15 protein-coding genes are annotated in these 15673 nt (G+C 41.9%); 10 read left to right on the forward strand and 5 right to left on the reverse strand.

Features of this window, described 5'->3' with window-relative positions; genetic code table 11:
- Positions 1–93: 93 nt before the first annotated feature.
- Entirely contained in the window at positions 94–1305 is a 1212-nt protein-coding gene (locus FTU19_RS06485; protein WP_034702061.1) for an aspartate aminotransferase family protein, read from the forward strand.
- 57 nt (positions 1306–1362) lie between these two features.
- Here FTU19_RS06485 and FTU19_RS06490 read toward each other — a convergent pair whose 3' ends face one another.
- From FTU19_RS06490 to surE, 3 genes are all read right to left on the reverse strand, one after another.
- Positions 1363–2292 carry a LysR family transcriptional regulator gene (locus FTU19_RS06490; RefSeq protein WP_034702058.1) on the reverse strand — a complete coding sequence of 310 codons (930 nt, stop codon included), beginning with the start codon at positions 2290–2292 and terminating at the stop codon, positions 1363–1365.
- A 91-nt stretch (positions 2293–2383) separates the two neighbouring features.
- Positions 2384–3223: a peptidoglycan DD-metalloendopeptidase family protein gene (locus FTU19_RS06495; protein ID WP_159123134.1), complete on the reverse strand. Its 840-nt coding sequence runs from the start codon at positions 3221–3223 to the stop codon at positions 2384–2386.
- A gap of 107 nt (positions 3224–3330) precedes the next feature.
- Entirely contained in the window at positions 3331–4107 is a 777-nt protein-coding gene (gene surE, locus FTU19_RS06500; protein ID WP_125278414.1) for a 5'/3'-nucleotidase SurE, read from the reverse strand.
- Between the two features lie 108 nt (positions 4108–4215).
- Between surE and FTU19_RS06505 the strand changes: the two genes are divergently transcribed.
- The 4 genes from FTU19_RS06505 (at position 4216) to FTU19_RS06520 (ending at position 7039) form a co-directional block, all read left to right on the forward strand.
- Positions 4216–4587, forward strand: a complete 372-nt coding sequence (locus FTU19_RS06505) for an MCR_0457 family protein (protein WP_004782632.1) — start codon at positions 4216–4218, stop codon at positions 4585–4587.
- 159 nt (positions 4588–4746) lie between these two features.
- Positions 4747–5127: an MCR_0457 family protein gene (locus FTU19_RS06510; RefSeq protein ID WP_004782633.1), complete on the forward strand. Its 381-nt coding sequence runs from the start codon at positions 4747–4749 to the stop codon at positions 5125–5127.
- 129 nt (positions 5128–5256) lie between these two features.
- Entirely contained in the window at positions 5257–6405 is a 1149-nt protein-coding gene (gene dacC, locus FTU19_RS06515) for a D-alanyl-D-alanine carboxypeptidase PBP5/6 (protein ID WP_180130456.1), read from the forward strand.
- A gap of 103 nt (positions 6406–6508) precedes the next feature.
- Entirely contained in the window at positions 6509–7039 is a 531-nt protein-coding gene (locus FTU19_RS06520) for a gamma carbonic anhydrase family protein (RefSeq protein WP_180015331.1), read from the forward strand.
- A 39-nt stretch (positions 7040–7078) separates the two neighbouring features.
- Here the strand turns inward: FTU19_RS06520 and FTU19_RS06525 are convergent, their stop codons facing one another.
- On the reverse strand, positions 7079–7594 hold the full coding sequence (locus FTU19_RS06525) for a DUF1543 domain-containing protein (protein ID WP_180130458.1): 516 nt from the start codon (positions 7592–7594) through the stop codon (positions 7079–7081).
- A 356-nt stretch (positions 7595–7950) separates the two neighbouring features.
- Here FTU19_RS06525 and FTU19_RS06530 point away from each other — a divergent pair, with 356 nt between their 5' ends.
- Entirely contained in the window at positions 7951–9534 is a 1584-nt protein-coding gene (locus FTU19_RS06530; protein ID WP_180130460.1) for an ATP-binding cassette domain-containing protein, read from the forward strand.
- Positions 9535–9600: 66 nt separating this feature from the next.
- On the opposite strand, the gene FTU19_RS06535 is transcribed toward FTU19_RS06530, so the two are convergent.
- Entirely contained in the window at positions 9601–11535 is a 1935-nt protein-coding gene (locus tag FTU19_RS06535; RefSeq protein ID WP_180130462.1) for an acyltransferase family protein, read from the reverse strand.
- Between the two features lie 271 nt (positions 11536–11806).
- Between FTU19_RS06535 and FTU19_RS06540 the strand changes: the two genes are divergently transcribed.
- From FTU19_RS06540 to purB, 4 genes are read left to right on the forward strand one after another with little or no spacing between them, the layout of a single operon-like run.
- A complete protein-coding gene (locus FTU19_RS06540) occupies positions 11807–12292 on the forward strand; it encodes an NUDIX hydrolase (protein ID WP_179992255.1) in 486 nt (161 codons plus the stop codon).
- Between the two features lie 4 nt (positions 12293–12296).
- Positions 12297–13436 carry a tRNA 2-thiouridine(34) synthase MnmA gene (gene mnmA / locus FTU19_RS06545; protein ID WP_180130464.1) on the forward strand — a complete coding sequence of 380 codons (1140 nt, stop codon included), beginning with the start codon at positions 12297–12299 and terminating at the stop codon, positions 13434–13436.
- A gap of 7 nt (positions 13437–13443) precedes the next feature.
- Positions 13444–14175, forward strand: coding sequence for a high frequency lysogenization protein HflD (gene hflD / locus FTU19_RS06550; protein ID WP_004782648.1), 732 nt, complete (start codon positions 13444–13446; stop codon positions 14173–14175).
- Positions 14176–14232: 57 nt separating this feature from the next.
- Positions 14233–15621 (forward strand): adenylosuccinate lyase, encoded by a 1389-nt coding sequence (purB, locus tag FTU19_RS06555; protein ID WP_034703634.1) that lies wholly within the window; start codon positions 14233–14235, stop codon positions 15619–15621.
- The last annotated feature ends 52 nt before the right edge of the window (positions 15622–15673 follow it).

Genomic DNA, 15673 nt, shown 5'->3' on the forward strand with positions numbered 1-15673 from the left:
ATAAATCCATTTTTATTTACAATTACCCTTTAAATCTGACCAAGTTTTTGCTTATATAAGTTTTTCTTTCCACCTAACAGTAAAGAGTTAGTCATGAACAATATTACCCTCGCTCCGGTACAAACTGATCAACCTTCACATTTGATGCCAGTCTTTGGTCGTCAACCGATCAGCTTTGTCCGAGGACGAGGTGCATATCTTTATACCGAAGATGGTACAGAGTATTTAGATGCCTTAACTGGGATCGCCGTTTGCGGTTTGGGTCATGCTCATCCAGTGATTGCTGAAGCAATTGCGGAACAAGCTGCAACCCTGATTCATACCAGCAACCTTTTTGAAGTGCCTTGGCAAACTGCTGCTGCACAGAAACTGGCTGAAGTCGCTGGCATGGAAGAAGTTTTCTTCTCCAACAGTGGTGCAGAATCGAACGAAGGCGCTATCAAAATTGCGCGTAAATTCGGTCATATGCAAGGTATTGCGTCACCAAAAATTATTGTAGCTGACAAATCTTTCCATGGCCGTACGCTGGCAACCCTATCTGCAACGGGTAACAAAAAAGTTCAACAAGGCTTTGGTCCATTGGTTGAAGGTTTTATTCGTGTACCTTTTGGTGATATTGAAGCCATTGAAGAAGCTGCAATTAACCATCCGGATATCGTGGCTATTCTGGTTGAACCGATTCAGGGTGAAGGTGGTGTCAACACTGCACCGCAAGGCTTTAGCTACCTAGAAGAAATCCGTCAGATCTGTAATCAGCACAACTGGTTAATGATGCTGGATGAAGTACAAACAGGTAATGGCCGTACCGGTAAATATTTTGCTTATCAGCACACCAATATTGTGCCGGATGTACTGACCACAGCTAAAGGTCTGGGCAATGGCTTCCCGATTGGTGCCGTGATGACTCAAGGTCGTGGTGTCGGTGTTTTGACTGCGGGTAACCACGGTTCGACTTATAGCGGTACTGCATTGGGTTCACGCGTGGTTTATACCATTATCGATATTATGCAAAAAGAGAATATCGTGGCCAATGCCGCTGAAAAAGGTGCATATATTGTTGAGCAGTTACGTAACCAGCTTGCAGATCATCAAGTGACTGTACGCGGTTTCGGTCTGATGATCGGGATTGAGTTGCCTAAAGACTGCGGTGAGCTGGTGGATATTGCACGCGATGAATACAAAACCATTATCAACGTGACTGCAGGTAATGTCGTTCGTCTGTTGCCTACCCTGAACATTACTCAGGAACAGGCCGATCAACTGATCGAACGTTTAGTGAAAATGATCAAGGCTTATCTTGCTTAAGTCTATCTTGAACAACAAAAAAGCCGCTTTAAAGCGGCTTTTTTGTTTATAGGGAATTTATGATGCGACTTGTAACAAACGTCCACCAGAGATCTGGCTAAAATATTGTTTCAATGCCTCCAGACAGCGCAGGACTTTAGTCGGTTGCTGTTCTCGATTAGGCATAACTGCATAAAGGGTGACTGGCGGAAGTTTCCATTCAGGCAAGACTTCAATCAGTGAACCATTTAATAAATCTTTTTTAACATCAAGATATAAAATCTTGGCAACCCCATTGCCTTGCAGGCACATGGCTTTTGCAACCAGGCTGTTATTGGTACTAAAGCGTGAGCTCAGTTCAAATTCAACCTTTTCTGCACTATGCACATGCTGAAAACTGAAATTCTGATGATTTTTAATATGCGTTAAAGGCAAAACATCATGATGTTTCAGGTCTTCAGGACGCGAGATAATGGCGGTCTGGTTAATATAACTTGGCGCAGCAACAAGAATCTGTTCAATCTGCATTAATGGCACAACCTGAAGGTTGTGGTCATCATCGTTCTGGTCAAATCGCAGGGCAATATCAATACGCCCTTCCAACAAATCAACCTCATGATTGTTTGTTTCCAGGTGGACTGTCAGGCCACGGTGTGCGGACATCCAGTGAGAAAGTGCAGGAATCACATGATTCGCACATACTTCCGGTAAGGATACAATACGAAGTTCACCAACAAGATCATCACGTAACTCGTTAATGCGAACCTTTCCACGCTCAGCAGCAGACAACATTTCCTGGCAGCTGTGAAAAAAAGCTTGTCCCGCTTCGGTCAGACTTAATTTTCTCGTAGAACGATTTAGAAGTACAACTTCCATATCCTGTTCTAAAGAGCGAATTTGTTGACTCACGGCGCTGGTTGTAATCCCTAGCTCACGTGCAGCACCGCTAAACGAGTTCTTTTCCACAACACAAGCAAAGACACCCATTGCTCGAAGTTGATCTAACATAAATTCCCCTCTAAACTTATGAGATGCTTCATCTTTTGATAAAAGCAACTCATTGTATTATACGGTGAAATTTACGTTTTGCATTATTTATTTAATTATTTGGTAAAACTGCTGTTGGATTAATCGGTTTTCCGTCTAAGCGAACCTGAAACTCAAGCATAGTACGGGTTGTACCAGTCGCCCCCATCTCGGCAATTTTTTGACCAGCCGTTACATTTTGGCCACTTTTCACGCTTAATTTACTGTTATGCGCATAAGCGGTGATATAGCCATTAATATGTTTAACTAATACCAGATTACCATATTCCTTCAGGCCATCTGCTGCATATACCACCTGCCCATCTGCTGCAGCAAAGACCGGATCTCCGACATTACCGCCATAACGGGTACCTTTGATATTTGCAGCCAGATCATAGTTTTGTAATACCGGACCATTTGATGGCTTGACCCAACGTAATCCCGCTGCTGTCGATACTGGGGTAATCGGTGCAGAAGTAGTGGTGGCAGGTTTTGGCGTAGTCTTAACAGTCGTTGGAGCTGGGGTGGTTGGCGCTGAAATCGCAATCGTTTGACGCTGAATCGGGGCAGCTTGGGTAACAGGTTGAGTCGCTGTAGTACGGCGCGCAGTAGTGTTATTTTTCAGGCGAATCGACTGACCCACATAAATACGATACGGTGGAGCAATATCATTCATCTCTGCCACACTGATATAGCTCAGACCATAACGTGCTGCAATGCCACTCAAAGTATCCCCAGAGCGTACCGTATAGAAGTCAGGCGCTGCGGCATAGCGGGTCATATTATTGACCTGAGGTTTAGTGGCACAACCAGTAATAATCATTGTGGAAACAACCACAGTGGACAAAACCAGAGTTTTGATGAAGCTGGATGGTGAAGCATGAATGAAGTATTTCGGTGACACCAAGGACATTATCTTCCTCTCTAACATCTATACGGTTGCAAAAACCCAGTAAGATTAGCAAAGTTTTACTACAATATACTTGTAAGCTTTCATTTTTCACAAACTTATAACATTCATTAGATTTTATTTAGAATCTGGGCTTGCAAAGTGTGAAGTGTGTCATAGTTTGTGGCATCCATCTGAATTGGCGTCACGCTTACATAGCCATTGGCAATTGCAAAAAAGTCTGACTCGATTTCAGTTCCTTTATGTTTTGGCATTGCGACTGCTTCACCCGATAGCCCAATCCAGTAAACCTGACGACCACGTGGATCTACATGACTGGTAATCGGCTTGGACTGGCTACGGCGTCCCTGAAAGGTCACTTTAGTTCCTTTCAGCTCAGCCACATCAGGAATATTCACATTAAAAATATGACGCTCAGGCAAAGTCGGCAAACCTGCCGCAATAAAATCATGTACCCATTGCGCTGCAATGCGATAATCTTCTGGTAAGGTATAAGATCGAACGTTTTGCCCACATAGAGAAACTGCTAATGCAGGTTGTTTGGCCAGACGGCCTTCAAATGCAGCCCCCACCGTACCCGAGTACAGCACATCATCTCCCAGATTGGCACCACTGTTAATGCCGCTGACCACCAGATCGAATTCAACATCAAATAAGCCGTTCATGGCCAGATAGACACAGTCAGCCGGCGTGCCATTCACTGCCCATACATCGGGAGAAATCTGGATCGGTCTTAATGGTCGGTCTAAAGTCAGTGCACTGGAAAATCCGCTACGTTCACTTTCTGGAGCTACCACCACAACACGTCCTAAAGGCCTCAAGGCCTGCGCCAGTGCCTGTATACCTGGTGCAAAAACGCCATCATCATTGGAAATTAATATATTCACTGCAAAATCTCGTTGAGCTAAAAAATGACTCGCTAGGACATTTCATTGTATTAGTTCAGGAATTATATATATTTGTAGCACGATATCCATTAATACATATGGCTTAAGATGATGAAAAAATTCTCTCTTTGGGGTACTTTGGCTTTAAGTTTGGCAACTTTTGTTTCTCCTGCAGTTATTGCCAATGATTTGACAGCTGAAGAAAATGACATGATCGTGAAAGAAGATGTCGCATCTGCACAGGTAATGATTGAAGTATGCCCGGGCATTATTGGTCAGAATGCAAAATTCGATACAACGATTCAGCAGCTGATTCAATCTTATCTAAAAGAATACTCAGACAAATCGATGACCTATCAAAAACTTCAGGCAGACAGTGAATACAAGACTGTGCTTGAAGAAGCACGTCAAGGTGCAAAACAGACTGCAAAAGACGAACAAAAAACAGCGTGTGAAGACGTTTTAGCTTATCAGGAATAAGGTCTTTCTCACTGAAATGAGACGATGCCAGCATCGTCTTTTTTCTCTTACACATTTCTTCATAATTCTACAGCTTCACTACATTTCCCCTCTTTTCAATTTTGAAAATATCTTTAAGCTAACAAATTATTGTTCTACATGTAATTTTTGAGTTTTTTGATGAAACATACATTAATTAAAAGTTTAAGTTTATCTGTTGTTGCTGGTATGACACTTTGGGGAAGCTCGGTTTATGCAGCAAATGAAAATATTGAAGTCACCCCGAGCCAAGAAATCACCAAGCAAGAATTAGCTGCAATTTATGTCCTTTCTGAAATTTGCCCAAGCATGGTCAAAGACAAAGCAAAATTCAATCAGGGTTATAACCAGCTGGTGACTGAATATTTGCCCGGCCAAAAAAATCCGGTTGAGCGCCTGAACCAGATGGTAAAACAGTCAGATTTCCGTAACATTCTGGCCGAAGCACAGAGTGATGCCAAAAAGGCTGGCAAGAAAAAGAATCAGGCCATTTGCAATGAGTTGGTGAGCTACAGTAAATAATCCACTTTTTTGCGTGATTGCTTACAATACTTTTGAAATAACCCCGGGTTTCCCATAGAAGTCAGCCTAGCTTTGTCCTAAAATGCTAGGCTCTTCGTGCTTACATCAAGATATTGGAACCCACTAGAAATGACCCAAAAAACTGCCCTTGCTGCATTATTATTAATTCCTAGTTTTAGCTTTGCAGCAACTGTCTTATCTGCACCACCAGAATTGAATAATAAATCTTATGTGCTAATGGACTACGAGACAGGGCAAATTCTCGCATCAAAAAATGAAAATGAAAAATTAGCCCCTGCTTCAATGACCAAGATGATGACCAGTTACATCATCGAGCAGAAGTTATTAAGTGGTGAGCTGACTGAAGATGAACAGGTTCGCATGAATGAATCTGCATGGTGCCGTGGTAGCAGTGCAGAATCATGTATGTATGTACCTTTAAATGGTACGGCGACTGCACTAGAAATGTTGCGCGGGATTATTATCCAGTCTGGTAACGATGCATCTAAGGCGATGGCTGAACATATTGCAGGGAACGAGGGTACCTTTGCACATATGATGAACCAGGAAGCGAAACGGATTAGCATGACCAATACCAGCTTCATCAACTCGACTGGTATGCCAGCTGAAGGCCATTATTCGACTGCGAAAGATATGGCAACTTTGGCTCAGCACATCATCAAAGACAGTTCAAAATACTATCCAATCTACTCTGAAAAAGAGTTTACTTTTAACGGGATTAAGCAAGGCAACCGTAATGCCCTGCTCTATACTGATCCAAGTGTAGATGGTTTGAAAACTGGTCATACTGATGAAGCCGGTTACTGCTTAACGACTTCTTCAAAACGTGGTCCGACTCGTCTGATTTCAGTGATTTTCGGTGCACCAACCATGAATGAACGTGCATCGCAAACACGTGAACTTTTGGCTTGGGGTTATGCAAACTTTGAAACCAAAAATGTTCAGCCCGCTAAACAGGTTCTAGCCAAGTCTAAAGTCTGGTTTGGTAAGGAAAATGAAGTGCAGATCGGCCTTGCAGAAAACTTTAACGTGACTATGCCTAAAGGTCAGGCCAATGCCATCAAGACTCAATTGGTCGTTCAGCCTAAACTGACTGCGCCTTTACAACCAGGTCAAGTCGTAGGTAAATATGTGGCGACTTTAAACGGTAAAGTAATTGCTGAGAAACCACTTGTTGCGCTGAAAGCAGTTGAAGAAGCTGGTTTCTTTGCCCGTATGCTGGATCATATCAAACAATTCTTTAGTAACCTGTTCTAATATTTATTATCAATATTAGATCTTACTAAAGCCAAAGCACACATTCATCGAATGTGTGCTTTTTTATTTTATAATGCTTATAAACTTTCAGGATGATACTGACATGAGCCAAAACATTCGCCCTTATCTGGATACTCGCCCGCAAGTCGCTGACTCCTGTTATATCGATCCGATGGCGGTGGTCGTAGGTGATGTTGTTTTAGGCGAAAATGTATCTGTATGGCCTTTTGCCGTAATTCGTGGTGATGTGAATCATATTCGTATTGGCAAGAACTCGAATGTACAGGATCATTCCATGTTGCATGTGAGTCATAAAAAGGCGGATAAACCTGAAGGTTCACCACTGATTATTGGTGAAGATGTAACAATTGGTCATCATGTAAAATTACATGGCTGTACCATCGGTAATCGTGTTTTAGTGGGTATCGGTACAATTATTCTCGATGACGTGATTATTGAAGATGATGTGATGATTGGAGCAGGTTCACTGGTACCACCGAATAAGGTATTAGAAAGTGGGTACTTGTATGTAGGCAGTCCAGTCAAAAAAGTGCGTCCACTGACTGAAAAGGAAATAGCTTTCTTGCCTTATTCAGCACAAAACTATGTGAAAGTCTCAGGCCATTACAAATAAATCGATAAATTAAGGCTACTTTACGTAGCCTTATTTAAATCAAGGAATAACCACATAATCATTCTTAAAACTATTGGCTTCAAAGTCTCCCTCTACCAGACGCACAAATTTCTGGTCAATCTTGTTCAGTTCTAAGCAATCATCTACATCAATCACGGCATCGGTATGAGGTTTAAACCAGGTCTTTTCAATGGCCAGCTTGCCTTGTGCTTTAGCCTCAGTCTTATTTTTTGCAGCAACTACCAGATATTTATGGATTTCACCAAACTGATCTGGCACATAAGCACCTAGATTGATCAGGAATAATTTTAAATCCTGTTTTACAGGTGTGTCCGTCACCTGAACCTGATAATTCAGATCCTGATAGCTAACACCATTGATCATCATCCAGCCATCGACATGCAGGCCTTTTTGCACACCAAACCATTGCTGCTTCAAATATGGGAAAGCTGTCTTAATATCTGAACTAATGACCGGAATTACGTCATGTACTTCTACATTGGCTTTTTCATGCTTGCCACCCAATAAAGTAATGTAGAGCTTAAATTCAGACATAAAAAATCCTTTAAAAGCAAAATAGAGAGACTTTAGCCGCATAGTGTAAATGAAACTTACTCGTTCAACTTCAAGTCAATCATCTCATATTTTTAAAAACCTGAAATTTACTTAAATCAGCATCAACATATTGGATAAAAAAATCCTAATTTGATCTATTTTTAAGCAAGCTTATTTGTATTAAAATAAGGTCCGAATTCCCCTTCTCTTATAAGTGAGTCACGCCAATGAAGTAAGTCTATTTTTCTCATCAACGATTATTTTTAGATTGATGTGCAAAATAGATTGTCTGGCTTGATCTTTTCTAGAAAAAATCTCTTGTTTATTTTGTGCATCCTGTATTTATGAGGTTATTTATGACTCAGCAGGCATGTGTAATATCCAGTCTGACTTTAGAATTCCCTTCCAAAGTCATATTTCAGAATTTAAATTTTACCCTTCCTAAAGCTCAGGTCAGCGCTTTAATTGGCCGTAATGGACAAGGTAAGTCTTTGCTCATGCAGCTTTTGTATCAGGCTCAGCATTCTTCTCCACATTGCTCAGGCCAAGTTTCCTGGCAAATGCATCATGCCTATCTACCACAATTGCATCGGTTAAAGGCAGCCACAATTGCTGAAGCACTCGAAGTAAGTCAATTACATCGTGCTTTTAAAAATGTTGAACATGGTACAGCCAGTTTCGAGGATTATGAGCTACTTGAGGATAGTTGGCATTTGCCGCATGAATGGCAGCAACTGTTGAGTTCAGCACAATTACCCACCGATCTGGACTTTCCCGTACAATATTTGAGTGAGGGCCAAAAGACCAAACTTGCTTTATGTAGCTTGTTCTTAAAGCCTGAATATTATTTATTGCTGGATGAGCCGAGCAACCATCTGGATCGTGAAGCACGAACATGGTTAATAGAGCATTTAAAGTTACATCCTGCTGGTGCGTTGATCATTAGTCATGACCGGACTTTTCTAGATCAGGTTGATCATATTTATTATTTAAATGAGCATGGATTACAGCACTTTACTGGAAACTATGCGGAGTTTTTTGAACAGTATCAGAAAAATGTCACTTCACTCGAACAGTCAATTCAACAGAGTCAGCGTGATATTAAACAGATGAAGCACAAGCAGCATGACGTTTTAATGAAAGCACAAAAGCGGGAACGTGCCGGAAACAAATTACGTGATTCGAATTCCCAAGCCAAAGTGCTTTTAGACTTTAAAAAAGAACAGGCTGGTCAAAGTATAGGTAAAGTTCAGGCACAGCACCAACGGCAAATTTCCAATGAACAATCTGAGTTAAAATTTCAAAAGCAGCAACTTGAAAAGATAAAACCTCAGCTATTTCAATTTCCAGACCTTAAACCACAGTCTGGTGAAATTCTGCGGGTTAAAGATTTAAAGCTTCCTTTTGGTACTCCACAGCCTGTGAATCTTGCTTCAAGTGCAGGTGAAAAAATCCATATTGCAGGCCGAAATGGAATTGGTAAATCCACTTTGCTGAAACTGATCGCCCAACAAAAGCAGCAACCTTTGGATCAAATCTTTCTGGCACGAAGCTGTTTTTATCTGGATCAAAATTTTAGTTTTCTCAATGAGACATTAAGTACAATTGAAAATTTAAGGCAGATAAATCCTGATTTTCCGGAGGTGGAATGGCGTAATCTGTTGGGTCAACTTAGAATTCGTGGTGATAAAGGTACTTATCCTTTGTCTCAGTTAAGTGGTGGTGAAAAACTCAAAGTAGCATTATTAGGTCTTAGCCAGGTCTCCCCTCAACCCGAACTTTTATTATTGGATGAGCCAGAAAATCATCTGGATATTGAGTCTAAAGCTTTGCTGGCAAGTGCAATTCGGTCTTATAAAGGCGCTGTGATTTTAGTTTCACACGATGAACAGTTTGTGCGTGATTGCGAGATCACTGAAGTATTCAATATGAATGAATAATTTTCATTAAACTTATATATGTAAAAGCCACCTCAATGGGTGGCTGATCAATCTCAGGAAATAAACTTATTGATTTGTAGTCACACTCTGAGAATATAAATTTAATAAATATTTTGACAGTATGGTATTCCCCACAAATAGAGAGCCTGATTCACTTAGGTGTCCATAATCCACCTGAAGCAGGTCTTCTCCTTGAGCTGCACGAATCCGACATTTGTATTGCTGCTGAACATCATCTTTTTTACATAAATGATCAATGAGGGATATATAGGTAATTCCCTGAGGATATTGTAATTTTTTCATTTTCTCGTCTACCTGAACTGCTCTTAAATCCAGTCCGGCATCAAATATAAAATCTTCAGTACTATTCCAGTTTTTCGGTTTCACCATCACTTTAGGAAGTGAAGGTTTCCATTGCGAAATTGGCCCCACAATGACGATATTGGATACGCCAAGCTGAAGTAAACTTTTCCCGATGTTTTCCCAATTGGTTTCGTCGTGCTTCAAGGCTTGGGTGATGACCACAATTTTGGGCTTCAGTTCTGCGATGCTCTTTAGTGCCAGTTTATTGGAATAATCACAGGCTTCTTTATAAGCCCCTTTATGATAGTTAATCTCGGTCAGCGATGCCCTGCAAATGGAAGAGGTTTTCTGATAAAAAGGGATATCATTGGATTTCAGTAATGTCCTCAGCCCTAAAGAAAGTGCTTCAGCATGAGAATCTCCCCATAAGAACACCCCGCCTTCCTTTTGTTTCGTGATACAGACCGGATCAGGATCATAACTATTATGCTCAGTCAGGCTCACGTAAGTATCACATTTCAGCCAATATGCATCCCTTAAATTTTTGAATTTTTCATTATAATAATCTAAGAATTTTGCCTGTTCTGATGCTGCGCCTTGGCGCAGATCTGTATTAAAACCATTAAATATATTTAAAGTAATTCCTAAGCTCATGAGCACTAGAGAAAAATAAAGCGGTTTTATACGATAAACATCTTTCCACTGGTGATATGAAGGTAATTTAATCTGCTCAATATACTTGTAGCTCAGAAAACCCAGAATTATAGAAAGGGCTATTCCGGCATATACATAATACTCAGGCAATGAGTAGATATAGATCAGCACCACCAAAGGCCAGTGCCAGAGGTAAATAGAATAAGACCAGGCTCCTAATTTTTGAAATACAATATTATTGGTAATAACGCTGTCATTTTGATGTGCCTGAATCATCAGGAAGGTACCGATAACAGGAAAAACTGCCAGATAGCCAGGCCACAAATCTTCTGCTGAAATGAAGAAATAAGACCCCAGTATAAGTGCCAATCCCGTTCTTTCCAGCAACCTTTTCTTATTTTCCTGTAAGTTCAAAGGGTAAAGATAAGCAATTCCCCCGATCATCATTTCCCAGGCTCTGGTAGGTAACAGGAAATAAGCCGGATTTGGCCATTTGTAGGTAGCGATCACAGATAGAATGAATCCTAAAATTGTTCCTGCCAGCAGCACAAATTTCATGGTCTGGATGGACATGAACTTGCGCATGGCAATGAGAACGAGCGGATAAATCATATAGAATTGCCATTCGACGGAAAGTGACCAGGTATGTAATAACCACTTTTCGTGAGTGCCTGCCTCAAAATAACCGGATTCCTTCCAGTAACTGATATTGGATAAAAAAGTCATGCTACTCGCTGCATGCTTACCCAATAACTTGTAATCAAAAGGTGTCAGATAAAACCAGCCAAAAATCATTAATACCAGACACAGCGCGGCCAAAGCCGGAATAATCCGATTCGCACGAGCCACATAAAATTTCAGAATAGAAAATTTTTCATGTTCTAAATCTTTAAATATGATTCCAGTCATTAAAAAGCCTGAAATCACAAAGAAGACATCTACTCCAACAAAACCGCCAGGCATCCAGGCCGCATTAAAATGAAATAGCATGACTGCAATCACGGCAATTGCTCTGAGGCCATTAATGTCTGTTCTGAATTTCATTGGAATCCTGTCCTATAAAGCCTGTTATTTATTTTAATTGTTATAAAATACTGCTAATTTTTATTAAATTTTATTTTAAATCAAATTCTTATATTAAAGCGTAGAATGCAAATATTACTGTTTTAGTATTTTATGTACTCATTATATTCTACGCTTTCTTTTTCGCCAAATACCTTTATTGTTAATCATCTAAATTAAAATCCCGAGTATCGACATAGCCACCGCCGCCTAAATTTTGTAGAATACAGTTTTTATTCCATGGTGCTCCTTTATGACCGCTTGGACTGCTCACGTCACTGTTGCAACTGTCGTCGAAAAAAATGGAAAATTCCTGTTCGTTGAAGAACATACTGAAGGTGTCACCCATACCGTATTCAATCAGCCAGCAGGCCATGTGGAGGCAGGTGAAACCATTGTCGAAGCAGCTATTCGTGAAACCATGGAAGAAACCGGCTATCAGGTTAATGTCACTGATCTGATCGGCATCTATACCTATACCCCACCGATGTTCCCGGATCGTACCTATTTCCGTTTCTGTTTGAGAGCAGAAGCCATCAGCCATGATGAAAATGCTGAACTGGATACCGGTATTGTCGGTGCAGTCTGGATGACGCTGGATGAACTGGTTGAAACCGCACGTGCTCGCAGCCCATTGGTGATTAAAGCCGTGCAGGATGCCCAAGCTGGCAAACGCTATCCTTTATCGCTCATTTACGAGCACCAAAATTCTCCCTTAATTTCAAATTTGGATGCCTAATCCTATGCAACAACGTGTCATCGTCGGTATGTCTGGTGGTGTAGATTCATCTGTGTCTGCAGCTCTCCTCCTTCAACAGGGTTATCAGGTTGAAGGTCTTTTCATGAAAAACTGGGAAGAAGATGACGGCACAGAATACTGTACGGCAATGGAAGATCTTGCTGATGCACAAGCCGTTTGCGACAAGATCGGGATTAAACTGCATACTGCCAACTTCGCGATGGAATACTGGGATCGCGTGTTCGAGCATTTCCTGGCTGAATATGCTGCTGGCCGTACGCCAAACCCGGATATTTTGTGTAATAAAGAAATTAAATTCCGTGCCTTCCTGGATCATGCGATCAATCTCGGCGCCGACTTTATTGCCACCGGTCACTACTGTCGTCGCGGCGAGACCATGACCAATTCACGTGGTGAGCAATATGCTCAATTACTGCGTGGTTATGACAATAATAAAGACCAGACTTACTTCCTGCATGCGGTTCATGGTCGTGAAATTAATAAGACCCTGTTCCCTGTCGGTGAAATTGAAAAACCACAAGTACGTAAAATTGCAGAAGAATTAGGTCTGGCAACAGCCAAGAAAAAAGATTCTACGGGTATCTGTTTTATTGGGGAACGTCGCTTCAATGACTTCTTGAAGCAATATTTACCGGCTCAACCTGGAAAAATCGTGCTGGAAGATGGCAAAGAGGTTGGTGATCATCACGGCTTAATGTACTATACGCTCGGTCAACGCGGCGGGATCGGTATTGGCGGTATGAAAGGCGCGGAAGAAGGTGCCTGGTTTGTGCTGCATAAAGATATCGAAGGTAACCGTCTGGTGGTCGGTCAAGGTCATGAACATCCACTGATGCAAAGTACCATATTGTGGTCTGAAGCGATTGACTGGGTAGCCGGTGAACAGGATATTCCTGAATCAGGTTTCCGCTGTACGGCAAAAACCCGCTACCGTCAGCCTGACCAAGCGTGTACTATTTTCAAGGATCCAGAAACACCAAATGGTGTTCGTGTTGAATTTGATGAGTCGCAACGTGCTGTGACCTCGGGTCAAAGCGTTGTATTCTACTCAGGTGAAGTTTGTTTAGGTGGTGGCGTGATTCATCATACCAATGCGCCTAAACCTGATTTTATTAAAGGATGATTTCGGCATGACGGAGTTACCGTTTCAACAAGCCACAACGTTGAATGTTCGTCAAAATCGTGCATTGGCGCTGGCAGGGGTTTTTCAGGCCACCCAGCTGACGCATATGACTGCATTGACGGGACAGCAAAGCATTGGTGAAAGCGGTAATTTCTATTTTGAGCAGTTGATTAAAGCCAGTTTAAATATCCGTCCAAGTGGCAAGTTAAATGCCCAGACCTTAGACTTCTTTAATCAGCTGGCCGATATTTCCCTCGGTTTAAAAACCCTGGAAAGCAGCATTACCCAACCTTTTAATACGTCCCCAAAATCCAGACTTCCAAAACTTTCATCGACCAAACTTCCAATGTCCTATGCCATGGCACTTCTTCAGTTAGAAAAGAAGGTCTATAGTAATCCCAAGTTTGTTGAAATCATCGAACAATCCCAGCAAAAAATCCTCAGACAGCTCTCCTTCTTCGATAACAATTACATGCACCCCAGCATCATTGCCAATCTCGCTCAAACCTATGTCGATACCGCCGGACAGATCAATCCGCGGATCATGGTGCGTGGCAATGCTGAAGCCTTTAAAGATTCCGGTCATACCAACCGCATCCGTGCTTCACTATTTACTGGACTGCAGATGGCGCACTTATGGCGTCAGCTTGGTGGCAGTTCATGGGGCATGATTTTTGGCAAGCGCAAGCTGCTACAGGATATCCAAAATCTCGCGCGCTTACAGTTTCAGGTGATCTAAACCATGTTGTTGTACGCGCACCGTTTTTCGTTTAATTCCAAAATTTAGGGAATCGATATGAACGCTTTAACTGCACTTTCTCCATTAGATGGACGCTATGCTAGCAAATGTGATGCGCTGCGCCCTTTTCTTTCTGAGTTTGGTCTGATCCATGCTCGTGTGACTGTTGAAGTGCGTTGGTTACAAGCGCTTGCCAACCGTCCTGAAATCACTGAAGTGCCAGCTTTCTCATCTGAAACCAATGCTGCACTTGATGCGATTGTTGCCAACTTCTCTGAAGAAGATGCCAACCGCATTAAAGAGATCGAACGTACTACAAACCATGACGTGAAAGCGGTTGAGTATTTCCTGAAAGAAAAAATTGCAGGGATTGAAGAGCTGAAAAATGCGGGTGAATTCATTCACTTTGCATGTACCTCTGAAGACATCAATAACCTGTCTCATGCTTTAATGCTGAAAAATGGCCGTGATGTTTTAATCGCGTCTATGCAACAAATTATCGATTCAATCGTGGCTTTGGCTGAGACTCACGCTGAACAGCCAATGCTGTCTCGTACTCACGGTCAAACTGCCAGCCCAACCACTTTGGGTAAAGAAATGGCGAACGTGGCTTACCGTCTGGCTCGTCAAATCAAACAGTTCAAAAATGTTGAATTGCTGGGCAAAATCAACGGTGCTGTAGGTAACTACAATGCACACTACTCTGCTTACCCAGAAATCAACTGGCCTGCTCACTCACAAGCTTTCGTGGAATCTTTAGGTCTAACTTTCAACCCGTACACCACTCAGATCGAACCGCACGACTATATGGCGGAACTGTTTGATGCACTGCGTCGTTTCAATACCATCCTGATCGACTTTAACCGTGACGTTTGGGGTTATATCTCTCTCGGCTTCTTCAAACAAAAACTGAAAGAAGGCGAAGTGGGTTCTTCTACCATGCCGCATAAAGTGAACCCAATCGACTTTGAAAACTCTGAAGGTAACCTGGGTATTGCAAATGCCGTATTGGCTCACCTGGGCGAAAAACTGCCTGTATCTCGCTGGCAGCGTGACCTGACTGACTCTACTGTGCTTCGTAACATGGGTGTTGGTTTTGCACAAAGCTTGATCGCGTTTGAGGCATGCTTAAAAGGTATCGGTAAACTTGAACTGAATGCTGCTCGTATTCTTGAAGATCTTGACCACGCACAAGAAGTTCTGGCTGAACCAATCCAAACAGTAATGCGTCGTTATAACGTTGAAAAACCATACGAAAAACTGAAAGCACTGACTCGTGGTCAAGCGATGACTCGTGACATGATGGTGAGCTTCGTGAATGGTAATGAGCTTGAAGCAGTTCCTGCTGCAGACCGTGCACGTCTGGCTGAAATGACCCCTGCAACTTATACAGGTAATGCTGCTGACCAGGCAAAACAAATTAAAGACTTAATTTCTAAAATCTAATTTAGATAATTAAGACCAAAAGCGAGGCTCCGGCTTCGCTTTTTTTATTTAT

Origin of the sequence: Acinetobacter sp. YH12072, assembly GCF_013419565.1 — a bacterium.
Taxonomy (GTDB): Bacteria; Pseudomonadota; Gammaproteobacteria; order Pseudomonadales; family Moraxellaceae; genus Acinetobacter.

What these genes read in the sequence shown, in the direction of transcription:
- FTU19_RS06485 (WP_034702061.1), top strand. Translation starts at nt 94, where the DNA reads ATGAACAATATTACCCTCGCTCCGGTACAAACTGATCAACCTTCACAT.
- FTU19_RS06535 (WP_180130462.1), bottom strand. Translation starts at nt 11,535, where the DNA reads ATGAAATTCAGAACAGACATTAATGGCCTCAGAGCAATTGCCGTGATT.
- dacC (WP_180130456.1), top strand. Translation starts at nt 5,257, where the DNA reads ATGACCCAAAAAACTGCCCTTGCTGCATTATTATTAATTCCTAGTTTT.
- FTU19_RS06540 (WP_179992255.1), top strand. Translation starts at nt 11,807, where the DNA reads ATGACCGCTTGGACTGCTCACGTCACTGTTGCAACTGTCGTCGAAAAA.
- purB (WP_034703634.1), top strand. Translation starts at nt 14,233, where the DNA reads ATGAACGCTTTAACTGCACTTTCTCCATTAGATGGACGCTATGCTAGC.
- FTU19_RS06490 (WP_034702058.1), bottom strand. Translation starts at nt 2,292, where the DNA reads ATGTTAGATCAACTTCGAGCAATGGGTGTCTTTGCTTGTGTTGTGGAA.
- hflD (WP_004782648.1), top strand. Translation starts at nt 13,444, where the DNA reads ATGACGGAGTTACCGTTTCAACAAGCCACAACGTTGAATGTTCGTCAA.
- FTU19_RS06520 (WP_180015331.1), top strand. Translation starts at nt 6,509, where the DNA reads ATGAGCCAAAACATTCGCCCTTATCTGGATACTCGCCCGCAAGTCGCT.
- FTU19_RS06510 (WP_004782633.1), top strand. Translation starts at nt 4,747, where the DNA reads ATGAAACATACATTAATTAAAAGTTTAAGTTTATCTGTTGTTGCTGGT.
- FTU19_RS06530 (WP_180130460.1), top strand. Translation starts at nt 7,951, where the DNA reads ATGACTCAGCAGGCATGTGTAATATCCAGTCTGACTTTAGAATTCCCT.
- FTU19_RS06495 (WP_159123134.1), bottom strand. Translation starts at nt 3,223, where the DNA reads ATGTCCTTGGTGTCACCGAAATACTTCATTCATGCTTCACCATCCAGC.
- FTU19_RS06525 (WP_180130458.1), bottom strand. Translation starts at nt 7,594, where the DNA reads ATGTCTGAATTTAAGCTCTACATTACTTTATTGGGTGGCAAGCATGAA.
- mnmA (WP_180130464.1), top strand. Translation starts at nt 12,297, where the DNA reads ATGCAACAACGTGTCATCGTCGGTATGTCTGGTGGTGTAGATTCATCT.
- FTU19_RS06505 (WP_004782632.1), top strand. Translation starts at nt 4,216, where the DNA reads ATGATGAAAAAATTCTCTCTTTGGGGTACTTTGGCTTTAAGTTTGGCA.